Origin of the sequence: Krasilnikovia cinnamomea, assembly GCF_004217545.1 — a bacterium.
Classification (GTDB): domain Bacteria; phylum Actinomycetota; class Actinomycetes; order Mycobacteriales; family Micromonosporaceae; genus Actinoplanes; species Actinoplanes cinnamomeus.
In genome coordinates, this window is the sequence record NZ_SHKY01000001.1 from 1,228,641 (window position 1) to 1,251,241 (window position 22,601).

Sequence of the window (22,601 nt, forward strand, 5' to 3'; positions counted from 1 at the left end):
GCAGACGGGGCCTGCCCGGTCAAGGTCGGTCAGACGTAGGGTGCTCCACCTTGCCCAGGCAGGCCCCGTCTGCCCCACGGTGTGTGGACGAAGGCCGACGGGATGGGGGCACGCCGAAGGAACGCCCCGCTCATGTTCGAATCCGGTACGCTGTGATAACGCCACGGAGACTTGGAGCGATCGGACCAGATGACGCACACGATCTCGAACGAAAAGATGCGGATCGAAGCGATCAATCAATTTAGGAAAGCCCAAGAGGGTGCGGTCCTCGAGGTCGCCGACCAAGGGCTTCTTACCCTTACAAATCTGGTCGCCTCTGGCGCGGTCGACGTCTCACCAAACTTCCAGCGCAGGGAGCGTTGGAGTCCCGAAAAGCAGTCTCTGCTAATCGAATCTTTTCTAACGAACATACCGGTTCCTCCCGTGTACCTGGCAGAGGACTCGGTCGTTCTGGGGAGCTATGCGGTCATTGATGGAAAACAGCGGCTAACTTCCATCTCGTCCTTCTTCCAGAACGAACTGGTCCTACGTGGGCTGACGCGTCTCGGGGGACTAAACGGACTAAGGTATGACGCCCTTCCGCGTGAAATCCGTAACCCGCTCGGCATGAAGGCGCTCCGAACAATTACACTGCTTCGGGCATCGGATCCGGAGCTTAAGCATGAAGTGTTCCTTCGCCTTAACACGGGTGGCGAGGTCCTAAATGCACAAGAGATTAGAAACGTTGCCTACCGAGGACCGCTTAACGACCTTATCTACTCACTTGCCGAGCACCCTTTCCTGCGACACCAGCTCAAGGTCAACCCACCTTCCTCTCCCAACTTCCGTCAGATGCTGGATGCAGAATACGTCCTTCGCTTTCTTACCTTGGCCGATGGTTGGCGGGAATTCAAAGGCGATCTTCGTGGGGCATTCGACGACTTTATGGTCGCAAAGAGGTTCGCTGACGACATCGAGTTGGAGCAGATGAGGGAGTCCTTCAATGAATGCATTGGTGCAGCAGAAGCGATTTGGGAGCTGGACGCATTCAAGAGACCTGGACGCGATCAAGCGCTAGCAGGACTCTTCGACGCACAGATGGTGGCTCTACACGAGATTGGAAGGTCGAAACATGAGGCGCTGATTCGGTCGCGAGACAGAGTTCGCACAGAAAGCGCGAACCTTTTTGCGGACAAGTATTTCGATGAGGCCGCACGCATCGGCACCAATACGCCGGCCAGGTTGAAGAAGCGGATCGATATGATGTTGCGGGTCTTGAGCAACATAGCAGGGGCTTCTGGTGGCGAGTAAGGCCAGGAAGTCCCTAATAACCGGCGTTGAGGCCCTTAGGCAATCTCTCGTTAGCAGTCTGGTTTCCGGCAGCGATACCGTAGGTCAGTTCCTGCGACGGGGCCTCACGATCGTCAGCTACAACCTTCTCGAAGCTTTTATGGTTGAACGAACCACGGAGATCGCAGGACATGTGAATTCTGGGTTGAGTCACTTTTCCGACCTTCCACCCAAGCTGCAGAAGGCCGCCGCCCACGACCTATTGAGGATAGCGAACTCGCAGCTTCAGTGGTCGACTTCAGACTTGGCGTCGATTCTGGACTACACACGAGATGTAGGTGAGAGTCTGGCGTCCACTGCCGGAGCCCTTCGCCTGTCGCCTCTAATGTGGCAGTGGTCCAAAAGTAACATGTCGGTAGATGATTACACCAGGACACTTAGATTGTTCCATGTAGACCAGCCTTGGGACACGGTTGGTGAGATTGCGAGGCGGGTCGGCATGCCGATGCATGATCCGAGGTCCGTGTTGCACAATCTCCTCCAAGAGAGGAACAAGTGTGCTCACCAGTCGTCCTACGTCGTGTCAAATCTATTTGTTCGAACGATACCAGGTCAAATAATTCAGCTTGCACTTGCGGCGGATATTGCGATGTCGGTTGCGGCCGAAAGAATGCGGCAAGCTGATGCGTCCTTCTACTCTGATGAGAAATGGTTCACCGCGAGTCGAATTACGTTCAGGTTCGTGCAGAAACGTAGCAAGCAATGGGCCGATGTACCGGAAGGCGCGAGTCGCGCCAAGCGTGTCGGGCCTGACGTACAGACTGTTATGCGATACGCGATGACCAACGCCAAGGGGCAAATGCAGGTCGTTGTTGCTACGGATGCCGCACGGCAGGTCCTGGATTGGGTATATCCCGAATGTCCGTAACCGCTGCGCAACGTCCATGGCAGACGTCGTGCCCGTTGGTCGCCGACGTTCATTCGGCACCGCGTGTCGCTGTACAGCAGGAAAGTACAGCAACCCAGCCCACCGCAACGAACCGGTAGCCCCGTCGCCCATCCACCTGACCTCGTAGGACACTCCATCTGACCGGCTCGCGCAAATTTGACACGGAAGAGGTCACTGGTTCGATCCCAGTATCGCCCACCAGAGTTTCACGTGCTCAGCGGATCGTTACCGGATCTTCGGTAACGATCCGTTCGCGTTGCGCCGCTTACGGTGGGAGCAGATTGGGAGCACAAGATCTCGGTTGTGCCAGCCAGCCGCGCACCCCGAGAAGCGCGACTGGTCAGCTCCACGACATGCGCTGCCTGAGTCGATGACGGACCCGCCTTGTCAGCTCCGCTGGGCGAGCTGGCCTGACCTATGTGTGCACCAGCGTGGGCTGGGTGTACGCCGCGTTCGTCCTGGATGTGTACTCCCGGATGATCGTCGGCTGGCAGGTGTCGACGTCGCTCTACACCGATCTGGCGTTGGACGCGCTGAAGATGGCGATCTGGCGCCGCGAGAATCAGGGCGCTGACCTGGGCGGACTCGTCCATCACTCGGACCGGGGCGTCCAATATCGAGCGATCCGCTACAGCCAGCGGCTCGCCGAGGCCGGCGCCGTCGCGTCGGTCGGCTCCAAGGGCGACTCCTTCGACAACGCCATGGCCGAGGCGTTCAACTCCCTCTACAAGGCCGAACTCGTGCGCAACACCGGCCCGTGGCGCGGCCTGGACGACCTGGAGATGGCCACCATCGAGTACATCGACTGGTACAACAACCGCCGCTTGCACGGCGAGCTCGGGCACGTTCCGCCCGCTGAACACGAGGCACTACACGCGATGACCCAGCCGTCACGACTCCACGGAACCCGGGGAACATCAAACTCTCCATCAAACCCGGGGCTTGACACCTACGAGTGCCCCCGGATCCTGCGGTTGATCGATTCGACCCCGGTGCCGTGCGGCACGTCCCGGGAGACCGCGAAGCGTTCAGACCTGGCCGGTGACGCCGGCTATGACTGCAGCGCCTCGCACTCACGCTACTTCTGGGGCATGCGCCTGTACCTGCTGGCCACGGCCGAGGGCCTGCCTGTGCTGTGGTGCCTGGCGAACGAAACTCGACGAGCGGGAGGTAATGGCCGCACTCATCGAGGCCGACCATCACCTGATCACCGACGGGCAGGTCATCCTGGCCGACCGCGGGTTCGCCAGCCCGAAGTTCGACCAGTTCTGCGACCTGCAGAACATCCACCTGGTCCGCCCGAAACGCGCGAACACCAAGGCCGACGCGCCGCGCAGCCCGGCCGAGAAGGCGCTGCTCCGCGCCCGCCAGTGGATCGAGTCGATCTTCCAGACCCTGAAAGGTCAGCTCTCCCTGGAACGACACGGCGCCCGCCGCCACGACGGCCAGTTCGCCCGCGTCGGTCAGCGTCTCCTCGCCTTGGCCGCCGTGATCTGGCACCACACCAACATCGGCGCACCCAACCCACGATCACTCTTCGCATACGACCATTGACCAGCAAAGACTTAGGACTCAATCATTTAGGCCGCACCCGGCTCACCGCCATGACCCGCCGGGAGGGGGTGGCCGTCGTTCGACATCGCGTCGTCGCTGCGACCGACGCTCAGGGCCAACCCACTGTATGCCCACCGAGCTTCACCTGCACCCCGTAGCGCCGCCTACCGCCCCAAGGGGCCTGCTCATGCGAATCCGGCCCGCTCATCGATCAGAACGGCGGCACCTCCGTCGTTCCTGACCCCTGGGCCAGCCAGGAACGTGCCGCGTCCTGGGCTGGTCCGGCCGCGGTCAGCCGCGTAGACGCGCGGCGACGATCGCGGCGGCCTGCGCCGCCACCTCGTCGATCTCGTCGTCGGCAGCCGTCGCCATCACCTCGAACGCGAGGTCGCTGAACTGCAAAATCTCGCCCTGTTCCGGGCCCGCACCGTCGCTGCGGATGGTGACCAGACCGGTGGCTAGCAACACAGCCCGGGACCCAAACGGCAACAACTGGACGGCGCCCTGCGCGATGGACGCCGGCGCCCCGTACAGGTCAGTCAGGAACTCGAGCAGGTCCGGGGTCAGGAACTGCACCGCTTCGGCGGCGCTGAGCTGGTCCGGGCAGCCTGGGGGCTTTCGCACCATCGTGACCATCTCCGCCCTCTCCCTCGCGTGCCTCACTTTGACTATGCGCGAGCAGCCCACCTGGCAACCCGCAGTGTCGGATTCTTTGACATGCCCCGGCCCTCGGGCATGCACAGCCCGGTCTGCGCGTCGCACGTGTGCTCCACGGCCCCATCAGGAACTTGTCGCCCATGCCAAGGTTCCGGCCGAGGCGGTCGATCGTGTGGACAGTCAGGCGCTGCTCCGCTTGTCGCCGGATGGCAAGCTCGTGTCCCGTGATCGATGATCTCGTGAAGGACTACTTGCACGGCCAGCTCAGGTCGACACGTCGGGCGCTGGTGTGGAAGCTCGATGGCCTGTCCGAGTACGACCTCCGGCGTCCTCTGACGGTGACGGGAACGAATCTCCTGGGCCTGGTGAAGCACGTGGCGACCGTGGAGGCCTGGTATTTCGGTGAGGTCTTCGGCCGCCCGTTCCCGGCGCCGCTGGGGCGATGGCAGGACGCGGACGGCAGCGACCTGTGGGTGAGCCCGACCGAGAGCCGCGACCAGATCATCGACTTCTATCAGCGGGCCTGGGTACACGCGGGCGCGACGATCAACGATCTTCCCCTTGACGCGCCTGGCCACGTGCCATGGTGGTCGCGGCCCGACGTCAAGCTGTTCAACATCATGGTCCACGTTCTTCAAGAGACCGGCCGACATGCCGGGCACGCCGACATCCTGCGTGAGCACATCGACGGCCGGACCGGGGTAATGGCTGAGTACGAGGAACAGGTAGACACGGAGGCCCGCGAGGCGCACTGGGCGACGATCGAGCGCGCTGCGCGGGAAGCGGCCGGCGGCGCGCATCCTGCCGAGCTATCCGACGCTCATCGAGCGGTGGGACCCGCGCTGTGAGTGTTCCCGATCTCGTGGAGGCTCGCCCGTGAGGGCGGTCATCGTCGCGGCCGCCGTCGCGTTCCTCATCTCCCTGTTCGGCACACCGGTGGCGATCCGGGTCTTCACCGCGCTCAAGGCCGGACAGCCGATCCGCTCCCTCGGGCTCGCCTCGAACCAGGGCAAGAACGGCACCCCCGCGATGGGTGGGGTCGTGTTCATCGTGGCGACCCTCTGCGCCTACGTCGCCGGGCATCTGGCGCTGACCACGCTGCCCGAGCGGCAGATCGCGCAGGAGAAGCCCACCATGACGGCGCTGGTCCTGCTCGGGCTGTTCGTCTTCTGCGGCGCGGTCGGCTTCCTCGACGACTACCTCAAGGTCCGCAAGCCCAACTCCGACGGCCTCTCCGCCAAAGGCAAACTACTCGGCCAGGCGATCGTCGGCGGCGGGTTCGGCATCACCGCGCTCTACGTGGCCAGCACCAACGGCCAGACCGTAGCCAGCGAGCACATCTCGTTCATCCGGGACCTCACCTGGCTGGACGTCGGCAAGGTCGGCTCGGTGATCATGTTCGTCTTCGTGATCACGGCAATGTCGAACGGCGTGAACCTCACCGACGGCCTCGACGGCCTGGCCACCGGTGCATCAACCCTGGTGCTCGGCGCATACGCACTGATCGGCTTCTGTTGGCGAGTCTGCGGCCCATAGTTGGCGAGTGCCGGCCGGCGGCTTCACATCAGATGTCGTGGTGGTGATCGATGCGGTGGGCGAGTTCCGCGGGCGGCAACGCCTGGCCAGCGTCTCCAACCAGTGGTATGTACTGGTGGTACATACCACTGGTACGGTGCTCATTCATGCGAACCATTTTCAAGATCGTGGGAACCGCAGGCGTGGTGGTCCTGCTCAGTTACCCACTCTGGGCCCCCCGGTGGGGCCGGGGCATCCTCGGCGACATCGCGGGCCTGTCCCCGCCCGGGACAGTGGTCCTCGTCGCCGCGTTCTTCGGTCTCGTCGCGTTGTACTGCCGCACCCTGCAGCGGACTCTGACTCTGGTCCGCCCCGACGCCAGGACCACACCCGCCGCCTATGTCTGGCGGATGTTCGCCATCCCCTTCAACTTCATCGAGGACTTCTTCATCGTCGGCACGGTCGGCACGGCCCTGGCTGCCGACGCCTATGTGCCGGCGCGTGAGCTGCACCGATGGTCGGTGCTGGGGTACGGCTGGTGCGGGCTGCAACTGCTGTCACTGTTTCCCGGCATCGCCGGCTACCTGGGCGGCATCGGCGCAATGCCAGTGTGGGTGGCGCATTGGGTGATGACGGTCCGGATCAACCGCCGCCTCGCCGACCGCACGCCGGCCGCGACACTCGCCACCGGATAGGTTTGTCGGATGCCCCTGCCCCGCTTCGACCGGCTGGCACCGAGCGCCCGCGCCGCCATCCTCACCGTCGCGCGGGCACACTTCGCCCGCGACGGCAAAGACGCCGCATCATTCAACCAGATCATCGCCGATGCAGGAATCTCCAAGACCAGCGCGTACCACTACTTCGACGGCAAAGACGACCTCTTCACCGCCGTCGCCGCCGACGCGGCCGACCGAGCCCTGGCCGTACTCGGCCCCTGGACCGAGGTCGACAGCGCGCAGGCCTTGTGGGAACAGATCGCCACAGGCGCCAACCGGCTGGCCGCACACCTCCGCGACCACCCCGACGACCGGGCGATACTCGCCGCCGCCCGCCCGGACGGCCACCACCCATGGATCGACCAACTCCTCGACAATGGCCTACGCCTCGGCCTCATCGACCCCCACCCTGACATCGAACTGATCACACTGGCCACCGCCGCGGTCATCGCCACCGTCGACGCCTGGACCCTGGACCGTTCAGACGAACTCCACGACTCCCTCGCGCCCACGCTGACCCTTCTGCTTTCACGACTTTGGAACACCCCTAACGACTTGCGCATGCATTGACCGCGACCCCAACGACTGTCCTTGGATAATGCGCGCACATGCCGCTCCGAGCGTGCTGACGTTCACCGACGTTGGTGACGCACGGTAGTGCATGGCTGCCTTTCCCATCTCCGAGTCCGATGTCGTCTCTTCCGATCAACTCGTCGTGCGGGCCGCAGCGTCCTCCTTCCTGGGCCGCTACCGCGGCCAGACCCGCGTGCACACCGACTCCGACCTGCGCGTCTTCCTGCGCTGGTGCACCGACCAGGACCTCAACCCGCTGACCGCACGCCGGGCCGACGTCGAGCGGTATGGGCGCTGGCTGCGGGAAGTACGTCGATACCAGCCCTCGACGGTCTCCCGGCGACTGTCGGTCGTGGTCGGCTTCTACCGCGTCTGCGTCATCGACGCCATCCTCGAACACTCCCAGCCGACTACGTCCGCCGCCCCACCGTGCCGGCCAAATCACCGACCCTTGGCCTCGGACACCTGCAAATTCGAGGCACTGATCACCACCGCCCGGCAGTCCACCAACCCGAACGACTTCGCCTTGATCGCGCTGCTGGGCCTACTCGGACTGCGGATCTTCGAAGCCTGTGGCGCCAGCATCACCGACCTGAGCGAGGAACAAGGCCACCGTGTGCTGCGCGTCCACGGCAAGGGTGGCAAGGTTGTACTCGCCCCCCGGCCACCCGCTGTAGCCCGAGCCATCGACCGGGCCGTTGAGGAACGCCTCGGCGGGCCGATCCTGCGCAGCACAATCGGCGCCCGGATGGACCGGCACGCCGCGACCCGCCGGCTCAAGCATCTCGCCGCCACCGCTGACATCCGGATGCCGAGAATGCACCCGCATATGCTGCGCCATACGTTCGTGACCACCATGCTCGACGCTGGCGTCAGCCTCCGAGACGTGCAGATTGCCGCCCGCCATGCCGATCCCAAGACCACCATGCGCTACGACCGTGCTCGCAAGAACCTTGACCGGCACCCCAACTACATCCTCGCCGCCTACACGGCGTCCGGTACATAACAGCGAGCGACGGACCAGATCGAGCGACTCTGCCGAGAGTAGTGCGTCTGATCTTCGGGTTGGTGACCTTCTATTTGATGGTACCGGTTACTGGTTGTTGCCATACCTACGGTGGTAATGGTGCGCGGTGGGGCGGTGAGCGAGTTGGATCTTGGTGAGTTGTCGTCAGCGTTGGTGCCGGCTGTAGTGTGGCGCTTCTACTTTTTAGGAGGAGCGGGGAATGACGCGGACGGCAGTCGTGGTCGGGGCCGGCATCGGCGGACTGAGCGCCGCGATCGGCCTGCGCCGCGGGGGCTGGGACGTGACGGTGCTCGAGCGGGTCGCGGCCTTTCGGCCGGTCGGAGCGGGCCTGGTGCTGCAGGCGAACGGCTTGCGCTGCCTCGACGCCCTCGGCCTCGGCGAGGCCGTGCGGATGCGGGGCCTCGCCGACGCGTCCGCCGGCACCCGCCGGCCGGACGGCCGGTGGCTGGCCCGCATTCCGGCGGGCGACCTGGAACGGTTGCTCAAGACATCCGCGGTCGGCATCCACCGCGCCGCCCTGCACGAGATCCTGCTCGGCGCGCTGCCGGCAGGCACCGTGCTGACCGGCGCGCAGGTCACCGCCGTCACCGCGGACGGCCTGGTCGACTACGACGGCCCGTCCGGACCGGTCCGGATCGCGGCCGACCTCGTGGTCGGCGCGGACGGCATACACAGCACGGTGCGCCGGCTGATGTGGCCGGCCGCCGCCCCTGTGCACGTCGGCGTGCGGGTCTGGCGCGGGGTGACGCCGCCCTGGGACGGGGACCTCGCCGTTGCGTTCACCTGGGACCGGGGCGCCGAGTTCGGCATCGTGCCGCTGGTGGACGGCCGCGTCTACTGGTTCGCCGCCGTGAACGCCGTGCCCGGCGGGCCGGCCGGCGACGACAAGGCCCTGGTGCTGCACAGGTTCGGCGGCTGGCACGAGCCGATACCCGCCCTCATCGCGGCCACCGGCACCGTGCTGCGCGACGACCTGGCCTGCCTCGACGAGCCGCTGCCGACGTACGTCCGCGGCCGCGTCGCGCTCCTGGGCGACGCCGCGCACGCGATGACGCCGAACCTTGGCCAGGGCGCCAACCAGGCCCTGGAGGACGCCGTCGTACTGGCCGGCGTCGCCGGCCGGCCGGACGGGCTCGCCGCCTACGATGCCCAGCGCCGCCCCCGTAGTCAGCAGGTGGCGAAGGCGTCGCGGATGATGGGCCGCTTCGGCCAGCAACTCCAGAACCCGATCGCGGTGGCCGCCCGCAACACGGTGATGCGCCTGACGCCGCCGCGGATGGCGCTGCGCTCCATGGCCCGCTACGCCGATTGGCACCCTCCGGCGCAGACCGACTTGGTTTGAGCGCTGGTGAGGGTCCGGCCGGCCAGCACGTGGCCCTCGGGGGCGAGGAGTAGGACGCGCCGTAAGCCAGCCAGACGCTCTCTGTCTCGGTACATCGCGCAGGACGTCCTTGAAGCGGGTTACTCGGGTAGGTTCGCAGCGATGATGGCTGGCTCTGCTGACCGCCCGCTGCTCTTCCTCGACGTGGATGGGCCGCTGATCCCTTCCACTTCCGACCGGTCCCGCGCAGATCTCCCTCACGCGACGGCGCCGGCACGTCGAGTGATGCGTCGGGCAATCCCCTGATAGACCGGCTCCACCCAGCGGATGGACCCAGGCTGTTGGAGCTGGGTTGCCAACTCGTTTGGGCGACGACGTGGATGGGAGAGGCGAACGAAGTCATCTCGCCCAGGCTCGGGCTCCCAGAGTTGCCCGTCGTTGACTTCCCCGATGCCGAGGATCAGCTGGAGCGTGGGCTGCATTGGAAGACGATGTTCCTTACCCGGTGGGCAGCCGGGAGCCCATTCGTCTGGATCGACGACGAGACCACCGACGCTGACCAGCGGCGGGTGATGGATAACCATCCAGGGAGGGCTTTGGTGCATCGCGTCGACCCGACCGCCGGCCTTACCGATACAGATTTCTCACCGATTCGTCGGTGGCTCGTTGGCTGTCAACCAGAATGAGCCGGTTTACTCACATGCCGCGGTGCGGGTCTTAAGGGCACGACATAAGCGACTCAGCCGAGCCGATTTCACCTGGGCTTGACAGACTGCGCTCTCAAGTCCAGCCACCAGACCGCCCCGGTCGTCGGGCAGCTGGGCCGTTCGTGACCCGTGCCGGTGCCACGCCGAATCTGCTGCCCAACGGCTACGCCTTTGCCGTGGCGGCTCGCGTCCTGGGCCGAAGTACTTCGCCGGGGTTGCAGCGCTCGGTGGGCGGGTAAGTATCGAGTTCTCGATTCGAGGAGGCACCACGATGGCGACTCTCGCCCAACGCGTCCGCGCATTTTTCCAGAGCCCGCAGGGTCAGCGGCTGGTCGATCAGGGGCGTCAACAGTTGGCCAAGCCGGAGAATCAACGTCGACTGCGCGGGTTGTTCAGCCGACTGCAGAAACGGCGTCGCTACTGACCTGCCCGAGCCGAATGCCGTCAAGGTCGAAAAATTCATCCGCCCCCGATCCGGCGTCCGCCGTATCAGCACGCCTACCGCATGCGCGGGTTCGGCGCCACGGCTCGTTGACGCGCTGTAACGGTTAAGGGCTCATCCCAGATGGTTGTGTTTGGCCAGGCGGCGGTAGGTCAGGAGGAGACAGCCCAGGTCAGCGAAGGCCTGGAAGTGTTCGGCTTTACGCTGGCAGCGGCGCACGAGACGCCGGTTGCGTCGTCGCTCTTCACGGGCGCAACCGGCACAAGGGCGCGCCTTCATCGCGGTCCCCGCCGCCGGCCTCGGCTCGGCAATACCAACACACGTAGTCAGCTCTGTCGATCTCAGCGCGTCGCGGGATCAATGGTGGCCGAGGACGTGGTTTGGAAGTTCTCTGCCTCGCGTAGACGGTCGCGGCCAGCAGAGTGGTCGATGACACTGACCGCGCGGCCTCGTGGCACCGGTAAGGTGCGCACGTGTCGAAGTATGTCTCCGCCATGCTGGGCGTGGTGCTGGCCGGTGTCACGGTCGCTGTGGCCTTGCCGGCAGAGGCCGCCGAGGCGCCTGTTCCGCCGACTCCGCACGAGACGGTACTCAACTACCTGTACGGCTACGCGAACGGCCGCACCATAGGCGGCCAGCACCACAAGCCGGAGGTGCACAGCGTGGAGAATCCGGCTGACTGGGTGACTTTCTCCTCCGATGCCGTGACTACGGTTACCGGGCATCGACCAGGTCTCTGGGGAGCGGACTTCCTGTGGTACGACGGCCATCAGGACCAACTGGTCGCCGAGGCGAAGAAGCAATGGCAGGCCGGCTCTTTGGTGACCCTCATGTGGCACCAGTGCCGGCCTAAGGTTTCTCCGGGCATCTGCACCAAGGACCCCCGGACGGGTACACCCGGCGAGACGTTGACTGATGCCGAGTGGACGGAACTGTTGACCGACGGCTCGACGCTCAACCGGGCGTGGCGGCGGGACCTCGACGAGGTGGCCGGCTACCTGCTCCAGCTACGCGATGCGGGCGTCGGCGTGCTGTGGCGGCCTTATCACGAGATGAACGACGACTGGATCTGGTGGGCAGGGCACGGCGAGCGCAGCCGGCGGCTTTACCAGATGATGCACCACTACTACGACAGCTTGGGCCTGACCAATCTCGTCTGGGTCTGGAACGTCGTTGACAAGGAAACGGACGCGTGGGCCAGTTATCTGCCGTCCGCGCCCTACGTCGACGTGCTGTCGCTCGACCTTTGGCACAGCTGCATCGTCGGGACGGTCGACAACTGCCAAGAGTGGGACGGTGATGAGCCCACCACCACCGAATACGACATGCTCGTCCGCCTCGCGGCGGGTCGCCCGGTCGCCCTCGGCGAGACGAAGAAGGTGCCGACCGAGGCCTTGCTGACCCGCCAGCCTCGTTGGTCGTGGTTCATGCAGTGGCCGGAATACGACGCCGAGAACCCGCCGGCTCGGCTGCGCGCGACCTACGCCGCCAAGGCAGTGCTCGACCAGGCAGACCTGCGCCGTGCCACGCCAGCCGAGCCCGGCGCCGATCTTGCGAGGAATCGGCCGGCTTATGCCAAGACCAGCGAGAATTCCTGGATGGGGGCGCGTTGGGCCACGGACGGCGACAGCCGCACCCGCTGGGGCAGCACCTACTTGGACGATCAGTGGATCTACGTCGAGCTGGCGGAGGCCGCGGTGGTCCGCCGCGTCCGCTTGGATTGGGAGACGGCACGCGCCAAGAAGTACCAGGTCCAGCTCTCCGCCGACGGCAGCACTTGGCGGACGGTAGCCACGCTGACCGACACCAGCACCTCGCCGACACTGCGCGACATCATCATCGACGACTCAACCCCCGCGAGGTACGTGAAGATCTACGCCTGGGAGCGGCTCGACGCGAGGTACGGCTATTCGCTCTGGTCGATAAGCGTGTACGGCGACTGAACCCCGCACCCAGGAGACCCATGCCGGGCGTCCGGGGAGGTGACCGACCGGAATCCGCTAGCGGCCGTTCGCGCGGGCCTCTGCGACTCACAAACGGTGAAGTCCTCGGGAAGCGGAACGTCGATCGCCTCGTCCGGCGGATCCGCCAGGGCGGTCAAGTTCGTCAGCAACATCGCCACACACTATTGTCGCAGGCCACCAGTCAATTTCGTTGCCCGCTTAGCCGTACGCACCCAACAGCTCCGGCCAGGAAGTCTTGGTTGGCGCTGATCGGCAGGCGCGGCCCCTTGACGGACATCCCACCTAACGGCGGTGGCCCCAGGGGGCCGACCCGGTATGCCGTTCCGCCTGCACGTCCTGCTGCGCACAGTCCGTCAGCACCGAGGCCAGCTGCGGTTCCGGCAAGACCGGCGTTACGGCTTGACGCAGCTGGAACTGCTGCGCAGTGTGGCTTTGATGGTGCCATCGCTGCCGCGAGCGACGAGGATACCCAGCTGGAATCCGTCGTCAGGATGTTCGACCACGAGCTCCGGCACGTCCGGGCTCGAGCGATCGTCACGGGCAACCTTGTAGCCGGCACTCTCCCAGTACTTGGCGAGGGTCGCGATGGTCTGGTCCACCGGCCAGCCCGACGAGAACGCGATGTTGTAGTCCGTCTCGACCATCACGTTCCCGTCGTCACACGGCAAGCCGTCCTGCGCGAATTCCTTGACCAGGGTGGCCCCCGGCGGAAGCTGCGCGAAACTCTCCTGCGCGCGCTGAGCGACCCGCTCGATCGCTTGCTGCTTGGTCACGGTCGGTTCCATGTCACATCCAGTCGTGAGAAGCGCTGCGGTGAGCGCGGTGACGATGACGGCTGCCCTTCGGCGGATGCGGGTCATGACACCTGCCCACCCTTCCCGATGACGATCTTGGCAATGTTCGCACGACTCGGGTTGCCCTGCTCCCAGTACGAGTTGGAGTGATTCTCGACCGGGTTCCACCACGACTTGTTGTCCGTGGTGAACGTAGTGGCGCCGAAGGCAGAGTTGGTCGGGTCGACACCGAAACGCTTGAGATCGCCAATGCCGGTGACGTCGATGGCGTCGAGGGGTGAGGTACTGGCGTACACGTGTTCCTTCCCCGCCTTCTGCCACGACACCTGACCGCCGGGCTCCGTTACCTGGTTCTCCACCTTGAACCCGTCGGCGCCTTCCACCCAGCCCACCCCGGGGCTACCCAGAAAGACGATGTCGTTGGCGGCCAGACCCTCACGGGCGGCGTACCCGACGACGGTACTGCCGTAACTGTGCCCGAGGACCGTGTTGTGCGACGGCGGGCCGTCGTGGGTGGCACGCAGACCGGCCTGGAATTCCCGCAGGGCGGGTGCGCCCGAGTCCGCATAGTCCGACGACCCGGCGTTGGTCACGGCGTCCGGAGCGTCATAGTCCAGCCAGTAGACCGCCGAGGTCTTCCGCCCGGGGTCCATCTGGTTGGCGTCGACCGCCATCCGGTCGGTGCGCTCCAGGTCAGTGGCGATCCCGGCCACGTCCGAGGTGGTACCAGGGGTGAAGGTGACGACGTTGTCGGCGGTGTCCGGGTTTCCGACGGCGACGATCGCCCTGCCGTCACCGGCGGCGGACAAGCCCATCAGGTACGCACCCGGCTTGTCGGGGTCATCGAGGCGGGAACTGATCGCCTCCATTCCATGGAGCTTGTCCGCGATCTCCGACCGCTGAACTCCCAGCTTCAGCATCTCGACGTCCATCGAGGTTCGCGGGTCGGACGTGTCCGGGTACACCTCATGGATCCGACCCTGGTCGAACATGCTCTGCAGGTACTGCAGGCGGGCGTCGATCGGGGAGAGTTGTTGCTTCGACAGATCGATCTCGCGCTGCAGCACGGACCGGTTAGCGGTGTCGCGGTCGGTGACCGGGACGCCGTTCATCGACCCGACAAGGTACGGGAACTCCAAAATCGCCTGCTCCTGCTGCAGCGGAGTGAGCGAGTCCCACCAGCCCTTGACCTCGGCCGGCGAACGCTTGGCCTGCGCCTCGAGATCGGTCCGGGAAACGTTCTGCAGGCGCCCGGTGCCGAAACCGGTGCGCGCGTTCGGCAGGTTCACCCGGATCGCGTTCATCGTCGACTCGTCGAGGTCCACGGCCCGCTCGATGATTGACTGCAACTGCTGCACGTACGACGAGATCGTCTGCCCGATCTGCTGCCCGCCGCTGGAGTCCGACGCCAGCGCCGTACCCGCCGCGACCGTGCCGGCGGCCAGGTCGACGACGAAACCCCGGCCGGTCGCTTCGGCGGCGATTTGCCGGGCCATCTCCTGCAGGCCACGCACCGTGTCCGCGTGCGTACGCAACGCCTGACCGATGCGCCGTGCCGGCGGCTCGGTGTTACTGGCCTCGGCCAGCAGATCCCGGTTCGCCGCCTGTGCGGCCTCCGCGGCGGGGCCGAGCTGCCACGCGTCGGGCAGGTCCCGGCTGCCTCGGATCAGTTCCTCGCATGCGTCGTCGAGGTCACCGGCCATCGCCAGCCACGCCTCAGCCGCGATGTGGATGCGGCCCGGGTCGGCATCGAGCAGGGTTTGCATGGTGAATGCCATCTGCGCCGCCTACCGAACGCCGGGGTGAAGGTGCCCAGCAGCGGTGACTCGACCGGCGGCAGCACGGTCGGTACTCGTGTACTCCCTGGCGGACTGACTCAAGGACGCCCCGTGGGCATCGACCTGGGCGGCGAGATTGCCCACGAACGTCGACCACGCGTGTTCGGCCTCGGCCAACGCGTCACCGGTCCCCCAACCCCGCAGAGCACCGACGGCACCCACCTGCCCGGCATGAGCGCCGAACGCCTTCGAGAACTTCGCCGACGACTGTTGCACCGCGGCGCCGACTCTCTCCAGCGCCGCCGGATCGACCTGTCCGGTCGGATAACCCATGACCCCGCCGCCTCCCCGTGGCACGCAAGCCGCCACGGCCGCGCACACGGACGGTACAACACCCGCCGGACGATCATGGGGGCGCTGACGCCGTCGTGAACCACTCGCGTACTCGAATGTCCGGATGCGCCCGGGTTCACCGTGCAATTGCCGACAGTTTGCCTGCAGCAGGATCTCACCGAGCGTCACGGTGTCGGCCTTCGTCGGAGATGGTCTGCATGTGTCTGGACGACGGTGCACCGCTACCAGCCGGCTCGCGACAAGGCCTACCTGAGCTTGCAGCCTTCGAAGGCGAGAGAACGAGTTGCGGTGGCCGCGACCTCGGTGCAGACCTTGCGGTCGATCCGGAAGCCGCCGTAGGGGTCCTGGCTCATGTCGATGGTGACGGCGATCAGGCCCGAATCGTCCGTGACGTACTCCTCACGCACCGGATTGCCCTCGGTTGAAGGCGCAGTCCGCTCGAGCCTGGCCGCCCGCTTCGCTCGATGCGCGTCGAGGAAGCACGTCACCGGCGGCTCCGGCATCTCCTCGCCCTGGCGGAGAGTGAAGCTGCCGCAGTCGGACACGGCCGGCTCCGGAGACAAGGCTGGCGACAAGGACGGGGTCGCCGCAGAAGGCGACACCGGCCCGGCCGACGGCGGGGCGGCACAGCCGGCGACCACCAGCAGAAGGACCACACCCACGAGACGCATCACGACCATGTGACGCGTCTCGGCCGCCAGAGGTTCCGGCCGGCCTACGTCCCGCCGGCGCCCACCAGCGAGCCGCTCGCGTCGGCACGTCGGTCCGAGAGCTATACACGCTGATGTCCGCGGTCGTCGACGCCGCACGTCCCCACCTGAACCAGACAGATCCATTGGGGCACCCTCCGTGCGGGAGCAGGCGGGGTGATACCCAATTTCTTGACATAGCACTATTTATCCTTAATGCTGCATGGGCTCATTCCCCCCCTGTCATGCCCGGTGCACCCAGCATCCCCCGCTGGCACCGTCAAGGAGCCCCCAGATGTCCTATGCCCTCGACGACGACACCCTCCGTGAGCTCTGCGCCGTGGCGCTGAGCGAACACGCGTCGGAGAACCGTTTCGTCGCCCTGGCCCTCGCCACGCACGACCCGCTGGCCGACATCGCGCGGACCGTCGAGCGGATCGTGTTCGAGGAGTCGTTCGGGCTGGACGAGGCCGCGATGATCGCCGAGTACACCCCGTACGAGGAGCAGAGCTACTTCTTCCTGGTCCTGGACCGGGAGACCGGGATGCCGGCGGGCGCCGCACGGGCGATCGAGGGTGGCGGCAAGACCCTGGACGACGCGCCCGACCTGATCGGTGTGTCGTTGTCCGAGATCGTCGAGACGCACGGCATGCACGACGGCGGCAAGATCTGGGACTACGCCACGCTCGCGGTACTCCCCCGCTACCGCGCCGATCGCAACGGCCTGACGGTCAGCAGCATGCTCTACCGTTCGTTCATCAATGCCGGCCACCGCTGGGACGTCCGGCACGTCGTCTGCATGCTCGACTCGGCCGCCTTCCGCAACCTGGACATGCTGGGCGTCCGGTTCATCCCGATGGCCGGCTCCACGCCGTTCGAGTACCTCGGCTCGCCCGCGAACCGCGCCCTGTACATCCCGTTCGAGGAGATTGCCCGCTCAATGGGCGATATGGCCGAGCTGCTCAGCCAGCCCGAGGTCCCGGACGCCAACGGCCGCCGCCGGCCCGGGGCCCGCCGCCTCACCCAGCGCCTGGCCGCCCAGGTGTCCTCCGGCGACGGCCTCGATCCGCACATCGACATGCCGGGCTTCGAGCGGCGCCAGCACCCCCGCTCCTGACTCATCGGCGAGCAGTGCTGCGACAGGCCCGGATTCAGCCTGCGAATCCCCTTTCGGCAGGCGAGCACCCTGACGTCACTTGTCGTGCTGCCGGGCTGGTCTACGAGTCAAGCAGGCAAGCGACCGTACGATCGCCGGTGCCCTCGTCATCGACGCCGTGGGTGATGCCGGTGAAGCCGGGCCAGCGCTGGGCCAGGACCTGTTCGTGCCGGAGGAAGCGCACGATCGTCGCGCCGATCCGCTCGCCGGGAACCAGCAGCGGAATTCCCGGCGGGTACGGGGTGAGAAGCACCGCGGTCGTCCGGCCCGCCAGCTTGTCCAACGGCACGTGTTCGACGTGCCCGGCGGCCATGGCGGTCCACGCGTCGGCCGGGAGCGTCACCTGCTCCACGGGCTCGGTGTAGATCGTCGTGGTCAGCTCGGCGAGGTCGGCGTCGCGGTAGGTGGTGTGCAGGGCAGCGCAGAGGTCCCGTAGTCCGAGCCCCGCGTAACCGGGATACGCGGCGGCGAACGCCGGCATGAGCCGTTCGATCGCGGCGTTGCCGTCGTAGGCGCTCTTGAAGCGGTGCAGTTCGGCGACGAGGGAGTTCCAGCGGCCCTTGGTGATACCGATGGTGAAGAGCACGAGCAGCGAGTACAGGCCGGTCTTCTCCACCACCACACCGTGTTCGGCGAGATAGCGCGCCAGCACCACGCCCGGGATGCTCGGTGAGCCGGGTTCGCTGAACTCGCCGCGCACGGTCAGGCCCGGCGTCGTCAGCGTGACCTTGATCGGGTCGAGCATGGTGAAACGGTCGTCGACCTGGTCGAAGCCGTGCCAGGGCGCGTCAGTGGTCAGCTCCCACTCGGAGCGTTCGGGCAGTCCCGTCCGGGGCGGGGTGTCCGGTCCCCAGACGCCGAACCACCAGTCGTCGCGTTCCTCGCCGACGCGGATGATGGTGCGGCGGAACTCCATCGCCTCCATGATGCTTTCCTCGACCAGGGCGGGGCCACGTTTGCCGGCCATCATCTCCGCGGACACGTCGCAACTGGCGATGATGGCGTACTGCGGGCTGGTCGAGGTGTGCATGCGGTACGCCTGGGCCAGAACCCGGCTGTCGAAGTGGCCGCCGGTGGTGTCCTGGACGAGGATCTGGGACGCCTGGGAGAGCCCGGCGAGGAGTTTGTGGGTGGACTGGGTGGAGTAGACCACGGTCCGGTCGGTGCGGTCGCGGTTGTTGGCGACACCGTGCATGCCTTCGTACATCTCGTGGAAGGCGGCGTGCGGCAGCCAGGCCTCGTCGAAGTGGAGGGCGTCGACGATGCCGTCCAGGCTTTTCCTCAGTTCGTCGGCGCGGTAGATGATGCCGTCGTAGGTGGATTGGGTCAGGGCCAGCAGGCGGACCCGCTTGCTCTTGTCGGCGACCAGAGGGCTGGCGTCGATCTTGGCCTGGAGTGCGGCGGCGGTGAACTCGCTGCGTGGGATGGGTCCGATGGTGCCGGCCTTGTTGCGGGTCGGCATCAGGTAGATCGGTACGGCTCCGGTGAGCACGATGGCGTGCAGGACCGACTTGTGGCAGTTGCGGTCCACCGCCACGACGTCGCCCGGCCCGACCAGCGAGTTCCACACGATCTTGTTCGAGGTGGAGGTGCCGTTGGTGACGAAGTAGAGGTGGTCGGCGCGGAACGTCCGGGCGGCGAGGCGTTCGCTGTCCGCGATGGGGCCGGTGTGATCGAGCAACTGCCCCAGTTCCTCGACGGCGTTGCACACGTCGGCACGCAGCAGGTTCTCGCCGAAGAACTCGTGGAAGAGGGTGCCGATGGGGCTTTTCAGGAACGCGGTGCCGCCGGAGTGGCCGGGGCAGTGCCAGGAGTAGGCGCCGTCGTTGGCGTAGCGCATCAGCGCCGCGAAGAACGGCGGTGCCAACTGACCGAGATAGTGGCTGACCTCCCGCAGGATCTTGCGGGCCACGAAGTCGGGAGTGTCCTCGTAGGCGTTGACGACGCCGTCGATGCGGGAGAGCACCGTCTGCGGAATTCGTCGTGCCGTCACCTGCTCGCCGAACAGCAGGAGCGGAACACGGTCATTGTGTACGCGGACGGCCTGCACGAACTCGGCTGCCGCGCGGACGGCGGCCACGTCGGAGGGTTCCTCGGGCCCGTCGTGAGACCGGCCGACGGTGAGCTGCAGCGTGTAGAGAACAGCCGAGCTCGACCGGGCTACGTGTGCCAGCGTCGCCAGCCGCTCGGTGCCCCGCCCTTCGTAGCCGAACCGCGCGATCTCCAGACCAGCCCGGATCAGCGCTGCCTCGAGAAGTTCCAGTGGCCGTTGCGCCCCGGCGGGGCCTTCCGCGGGGGTGACGATCGTGACCGGGAACGACAAGGTGAACGCCCTCTCGGCGGGTGGCTGGCGCAGCGGGGCAGGTGCATCGCCGTGAACCTAGCCAGGACGTGGGCGGCCCGGGCGGGGAACCCGTGCGGGTCCCCGAGCCGGGTGACATCCACATGCGGTGTCGCAGAGCCTGCGCGACTCTCATTTCAGAGGGCCCTCGCTTCCCGACCGCCACTCCCGCCGGAGTAGCCCGTACACCCAGGAGTCCGAGACGTCGCCGTTCACGACGCAGTCTTCCCGCAGCGTGCCTTCACGTACGAAGCCGAGCTTCTCCAGGACCCGGGCCGATGCCGCGTTGCGCGTGTCGGTCTCGGCCTGGACCCGATTCAGGTTCAGCGTGTCGAATGCCCAGTGCAGCACGGCGCGCGCGGCCTCCGTCGCGTAGCCGTGGCCCCATGCCGCATCGTCGAAGCAATAGCCCATCGCCGCGCTGCGGTAGTCCGGGTTCCACCGGTTCAGGCTGCACCAGCCGATGAACGCCCCGTCGGAGGCACGGTCGACAGCTAGCCGCGCCCCGGTGCTTTCCTCCGCCATCTGCCGGCACGCCGTGATGAACCGCTCGGCCCGGGCACGTTCGGTCCAGGGCGGCGCGTCCCAGTAGCGCAGCACGTACGCACTGCTGTGCAGCGCGAAGAGGGCGTCCGCGTCCGCGTCGTTGAAGGGGCGCAGTCGCAGGCGCGCGGTCTGGAGCGTGGGCGTAGGCAGGGACATACGTGCCATGTTGCCTCTCGTGCGGGGCGGCCCCGCAAACGAGAATGGCGATGCCGATCCCCCCAACCCGGGCTACTCGGAAGTGGGGACTTGAATTCGGTACCTAGGTACAGGCTTACCGTCGTTGCATGGCGCTAATCGAGCTGAGGCAGAGCGGTGGGTGCGGGTGCTGCGGTCCCGCCGATAGATCAACTGGTGCAGCGAGCGGGGCCGGCGCCGACGAGGACGGCTCCACGACGCGGATCCGGTTCGTCGCGGGGGCCGAGCAGCTCGGCATTGCCGGCGACGACCTCGCCGCCCTGGTGACGCTGTTCCATCGTGGGGACTGCGCGGCGGTGCGGCGGCACATGGCGCAACTGGTGCAGGCGAGGCTGGCCGCCGCCGAGCTGCGGGTGGTGGAGCAGATCGAGCAGGCCGCCCGCGTTCAGGCCGGGGCGGGCGGGCTCGGTCCTGGATCGGGTCCGGCGGATGCGGGGTTGCCGGGTGCGGTGACCGAGCTGACCGCGCTGGTGGCGCGGCTGCAGGGCGCCGCGCATCGGTTGGCGCAGCCCACCGGCAGTGGGGCGTGCGACGCGGACTGCCCGTGCGTGACCGCCGCATCGGCAGTATCGAGTCCACGGATCCCCGCGAGCCGCGCCGCCCTGTCCGGCAGCGAGCTGAACGGTCCGGACCTGGTGTGCACGATCGAGGGCGGGATCGACGCGATGCGGGCCAGGATCACCGAGTGGCAGGCCGTCCTGGGCCGGGCGACCGGGCGCGAGCCCGCCGACGGTGGAGTGGTCCTGAGCTTCAGCCACGACCCGGCGGTGACTGTCGAGCTGGCCCGGCTGGCCGCCGCCGAGTACGCCTGCTGCTCGTTCTTCACCTTCACCCTGATCGTGGGCCCGGACGGGGTGCGGTTCACGGTGACCGCCCCGCCCGACGCGCAGGATGTGGTGACCGCCTTGTTCGGCGGCCGGGCCGAGGCCGGGCTGCCCTTGGGTACGCGCGGGAAGGCGGCTGCCTGATGCACGACATCGAGAACCGGCGCCTGCGTACCGGCGAGGTCGCCGCACGCGCGGGAGTGAACATCCAGACCCTGCGCTATTACGAACGACGGGGGCTGATCGCCGAACCGCAGCGCAGCCCCGGCGGGCACCGCACCTACCCGGCCGACACGGTCACCCTGCTCGGGGTCATCAAGGCCGCCCAACGCCTCGGCTTCACCCTCAACGAGGTGGCCGAGCTGCTCGACACCGGCCGGCGCGGACACCCCACCCGGGACCTGAAAGCCCGCGCCACGGAGAAGATCACCGAGGTCGACCGGAAGATCGCCGACCTGACCACCATCCGGGACGCGCTCAGGAAGGTGGTCGCGGCCGGCTGCGACAGCCTGACCCACTGCACCTGCCACGACTGCCCCCTGCCGTTCGCCGAACTCGCCGAGGGAGACCCGCGATGACCGTCCAGAAGGTCACCACCGGGCTCGCCGCCCTCGCGTGCGCCGCCTGTTGCGCGCTGCCGCTGCTCATCGCCGCCGGGGTCCTCACCGGTGCCGGCGCCGCCCTGGCCGAGAACCTCCTGCTCGCCACCTCCGGGGTGCTGGTGGCCGCGGCCTCCGGGATGTGGTGGCTGCACCGGCGCCGTACCGCCCGCAAGACGGCGGCCGGTGCGGGTGGCTGCGCGGGCGGCACCTGCGGCTGCTGACCTTGCGGCGGGAGGCGACTTGGGAGCAAGCCCCGAGCGCCCCGGCCGGGACGAGTCTGCTGCGATACCACTGTGACGATCATCCGCTCGCTGCTGCTGTTCAGCATCGCCGCCCTCGCCGAAATCGGCGGGGCCTGGCTGATCTGGCAGACCGTGCGCGAACACCGCTCGGCCTGGTTCGCCGCCGCCGGGGTCATCGCCCTCGGCGCCTACGGGTTCGTCGCCGCGTTCCAACCCGACCCGCACTTCGGCCGGGTCCTGGCCGCATACGGCGGCGTATTCGTCGCCGGCTCGCTGGGCTGGGCCGTCGTCGTCGACAAGTTCCGCCCCGACCGCTACGACATCGCCGGCGCTCTACTCTGCCTGGCCGGCGTCACCGTCATCATGTACGCCCCGCGCACCTGACT

General features: G+C 66.8%; 20 protein-coding genes and 3 pseudogenes. 17 read left to right on the forward strand and 6 right to left on the reverse strand.

The window, feature by feature from the left end; genetic code table 11:
- Window positions 1-189: 189 nt before the first annotated feature.
- The 3 genes and pseudogenes from EV385_RS05375 to EV385_RS34855 form a co-directional block, all read left to right on the forward strand.
- Window positions 190-1,290, forward strand: coding sequence for a DUF262 domain-containing protein (locus EV385_RS05375; RefSeq protein WP_207229757.1), 1,101 nt, complete (start codon window positions 190-192; stop codon window positions 1,288-1,290).
- Window positions 1,291-2,637: 1,347 nt separating this feature from the next.
- Window positions 2,638-3,072, forward strand: a pseudogene (locus EV385_RS36055) (IS3 family transposase); the annotation flags it as partial.
- Between the two features lie 90 nt (window positions 3,073-3,162).
- Window positions 3,163-3,772, forward strand: a pseudogene (locus EV385_RS34855) (transposase); the annotation flags it as partial.
- A 291-nt stretch (window positions 3,773-4,063) separates the two neighbouring features.
- On the opposite strand, the gene EV385_RS05390 reads toward EV385_RS34855, so the two are convergent.
- On the reverse strand, window positions 4,064-4,396 hold the full coding sequence (locus EV385_RS05390) for a hypothetical protein (protein ID WP_130508446.1): 333 nt from the start codon (window positions 4,394-4,396) through the stop codon (window positions 4,064-4,066).
- 257 nt (window positions 4,397-4,653) lie between these two features.
- Between EV385_RS05390 and EV385_RS05395 the strand changes: the two genes are divergently transcribed.
- From EV385_RS05395 to EV385_RS05430, 8 genes and pseudogenes are all read left to right on the forward strand, one after another.
- Window positions 4,654-5,277, forward strand: coding sequence for a DinB family protein (locus EV385_RS05395; protein WP_130508447.1), 624 nt, complete (start codon window positions 4,654-4,656; stop codon window positions 5,275-5,277).
- 28 nt (window positions 5,278-5,305) lie between these two features.
- A pseudogene (locus EV385_RS05400) lies at window positions 5,306-5,941 on the forward strand (MraY family glycosyltransferase); the annotation flags it as partial.
- Window positions 5,942-6,111: 170 nt separating this feature from the next.
- The gene (locus EV385_RS05405; RefSeq protein WP_130508448.1) at window positions 6,112-6,639 is read left to right on the forward strand and encodes a hypothetical protein; all 528 of its coding nucleotides are present in this window, start codon (window positions 6,112-6,114) and stop codon (window positions 6,637-6,639) included.
- 9 nt (window positions 6,640-6,648) lie between these two features.
- Window positions 6,649-7,230 (forward strand): TetR/AcrR family transcriptional regulator, encoded by a 582-nt coding sequence (locus tag EV385_RS05410; RefSeq protein WP_130508449.1) that lies wholly within the window; start codon window positions 6,649-6,651, stop codon window positions 7,228-7,230.
- A 91-nt stretch (window positions 7,231-7,321) separates the two neighbouring features.
- Window positions 7,322-8,239: a tyrosine-type recombinase/integrase gene (locus tag EV385_RS05415; RefSeq protein WP_207229758.1), complete on the forward strand. Its 918-nt coding sequence runs from the start codon at window positions 7,322-7,324 to the stop codon at window positions 8,237-8,239.
- 220 nt (window positions 8,240-8,459) lie between these two features.
- Window positions 8,460-9,602 carry an FAD-dependent monooxygenase gene (locus EV385_RS05420; RefSeq protein ID WP_130508450.1) on the forward strand — a complete coding sequence of 381 codons (1,143 nt, stop codon included), beginning with the start codon at window positions 8,460-8,462 and terminating at the stop codon, window positions 9,600-9,602.
- Window positions 9,603-9,961: 359 nt separating this feature from the next.
- Window positions 9,962-10,267 (forward strand): hypothetical protein, encoded by a 306-nt coding sequence (locus tag EV385_RS35925; RefSeq protein WP_341273919.1) that lies wholly within the window; start codon window positions 9,962-9,964, stop codon window positions 10,265-10,267.
- A gap of 936 nt (window positions 10,268-11,203) precedes the next feature.
- On the forward strand, window positions 11,204-12,673 hold the full coding sequence (locus EV385_RS05430) for a glycosyl hydrolase (RefSeq protein ID WP_130508451.1): 1,470 nt from the start codon (window positions 11,204-11,206) through the stop codon (window positions 12,671-12,673).
- Window positions 12,674-13,086: 413 nt separating this feature from the next.
- On the opposite strand, the gene EV385_RS05435 is transcribed toward EV385_RS05430, so the two are convergent.
- On the reverse strand, window positions 13,087-13,554 hold the full coding sequence (locus EV385_RS05435; RefSeq protein ID WP_130508452.1) for a hypothetical protein: 468 nt from the start codon (window positions 13,552-13,554) through the stop codon (window positions 13,087-13,089).
- Window positions 13,551-15,266 carry an alpha/beta hydrolase gene (locus tag EV385_RS05440; protein ID WP_242624720.1) on the reverse strand — a complete coding sequence of 572 codons (1,716 nt, stop codon included), beginning with the start codon at window positions 15,264-15,266 and terminating at the stop codon, window positions 13,551-13,553. Before EV385_RS05440 ends, EV385_RS05435 begins: the two co-directional genes overlap by 4 nt.
- 111 nt (window positions 15,267-15,377) lie before the next feature.
- Between EV385_RS05440 and EV385_RS34860 the strand changes: the two genes are divergently transcribed.
- Window positions 15,378-15,698: a hypothetical protein gene (locus EV385_RS34860; RefSeq protein ID WP_242624721.1), complete on the forward strand. Its 321-nt coding sequence runs from the start codon at window positions 15,378-15,380 to the stop codon at window positions 15,696-15,698.
- A gap of 167 nt (window positions 15,699-15,865) precedes the next feature.
- On the opposite strand, the gene EV385_RS05450 is transcribed toward EV385_RS34860, so the two are convergent.
- Complete coding sequence (locus EV385_RS05450; RefSeq protein ID WP_130508454.1) at window positions 15,866-16,300, reverse strand: hypothetical protein; 435 nt, start codon at window positions 16,298-16,300, stop codon at window positions 15,866-15,868.
- Window positions 16,301-16,604: 304 nt separating this feature from the next.
- Here EV385_RS05450 and EV385_RS05455 point away from each other — a divergent pair, with 304 nt between their 5' ends.
- Window positions 16,605-17,426: a hypothetical protein gene (locus tag EV385_RS05455; RefSeq protein WP_130508455.1), complete on the forward strand. Its 822-nt coding sequence runs from the start codon at window positions 16,605-16,607 to the stop codon at window positions 17,424-17,426.
- A 100-nt stretch (window positions 17,427-17,526) separates the two neighbouring features.
- Here the strand turns inward: EV385_RS05455 and EV385_RS05460 are convergent, their stop codons facing one another.
- Both EV385_RS05460 and EV385_RS05465 read right to left on the reverse strand, forming a co-directional pair.
- Window positions 17,527-19,788: an Orn/Lys/Arg family decarboxylase gene (locus EV385_RS05460; protein WP_165449399.1), complete on the reverse strand. Its 2,262-nt coding sequence runs from the start codon at window positions 19,786-19,788 to the stop codon at window positions 17,527-17,529.
- 150 nt (window positions 19,789-19,938) lie between these two features.
- Window positions 19,939-20,508, reverse strand: a complete 570-nt coding sequence (locus tag EV385_RS05465; RefSeq protein ID WP_130508457.1) for a GNAT family N-acetyltransferase — start codon at window positions 20,506-20,508, stop codon at window positions 19,939-19,941.
- A 128-nt stretch (window positions 20,509-20,636) separates the two neighbouring features.
- On the opposite strand from EV385_RS05465, the gene EV385_RS05470 reads away from it, so the two are divergent.
- The 4 genes from EV385_RS05470 (at window position 20,637) to EV385_RS05485 (ending at window position 22,599) form a co-directional block, all read left to right on the forward strand.
- A complete protein-coding gene (locus EV385_RS05470; protein WP_130508458.1) occupies window positions 20,637-21,515 on the forward strand; it encodes a hypothetical protein in 879 nt (292 codons plus the stop codon).
- Window positions 21,515-21,949, forward strand: a complete 435-nt coding sequence (locus EV385_RS05475) for a MerR family transcriptional regulator (protein WP_130508459.1) — start codon at window positions 21,515-21,517, stop codon at window positions 21,947-21,949. Before EV385_RS05470 ends, EV385_RS05475 begins: the two co-directional genes overlap by 1 nt.
- Window positions 21,946-22,194 (forward strand): hypothetical protein, encoded by a 249-nt coding sequence (locus EV385_RS05480; RefSeq protein ID WP_130508460.1) that lies wholly within the window; start codon window positions 21,946-21,948, stop codon window positions 22,192-22,194. The genes EV385_RS05475 and EV385_RS05480 overlap by 4 nt, the downstream gene beginning before the upstream one ends.
- A gap of 72 nt (window positions 22,195-22,266) precedes the next feature.
- Window positions 22,267-22,599, forward strand: coding sequence for a YnfA family protein (locus tag EV385_RS05485; RefSeq protein WP_130508461.1), 333 nt, complete (start codon window positions 22,267-22,269; stop codon window positions 22,597-22,599).
- Window positions 22,600-22,601: the final 2 nt, after the last annotated feature.